This window comes from Vibrio olivae (assembly GCF_042428525.1).
GTDB classification, from domain to species: domain Bacteria; phylum Pseudomonadota; class Gammaproteobacteria; order Enterobacterales; family Vibrionaceae; genus Vibrio; species Vibrio olivae.
On sequence record NZ_JBHMEP010000126.1, the window covers coordinates 1 to 536 of the forward strand.

At 57.6% G+C, this 536-nt stretch carries 1 protein-coding gene; it reads left to right on the forward strand.

Going from position 1 to position 536, the window contains the following annotated elements; all coding sequences use genetic code 11:
- Positions 1-536, forward strand: a 536-nt coding sequence (locus ACFFUV_RS24195) for a glycoside hydrolase domain-containing protein (RefSeq protein ID WP_512701416.1), incomplete at both ends; no start/stop codon positions are given.

Here is a 536-nt window from a genome sequence, read left to right on the forward strand (position 1 = left end):
CTCTACCGTTCGACCTTGTTCCCGCGCAAGTTCTACGAGATCGACAAGAACGGCAATATCCTGCATTACAGCCCCTACAACGGTGAGGTACTGCCGGGATACATGTATACCGACACGGGATTCTGGGACACCTTCCGCAGTCTGTTCCCACTGCTCAATCTGGTCTATCCGTCGGTCAATGCCGAAATTCAGGCCGGGCTGGCAAACGCTTACCGCGAGAGCGGATTTCTGCCCGAATGGGCTTCGCCCGGACACCGTGGGTGCATGGTCGGAAACAACTCGGCGTCGGGCGTTTCGGATGCCATCCTGAAAGGTGTCACCCCCGAGGAAGACATTGCGACGCTCTACGAGGCGATGCTCGCAGGACGCCGGAAGGTACACCCCACGGTGAGCTCCACAGGGCGCTGGGGGTATGAGTATTACAATACGCTGGGATATGTCCCTTATGACGTGAATATTCCCGAAAATGCCGCCCGAACGCTCGAATACGCCTACGACGACTGGTGCATCGCACAGGTGGCGAAGATGCTCGGCAA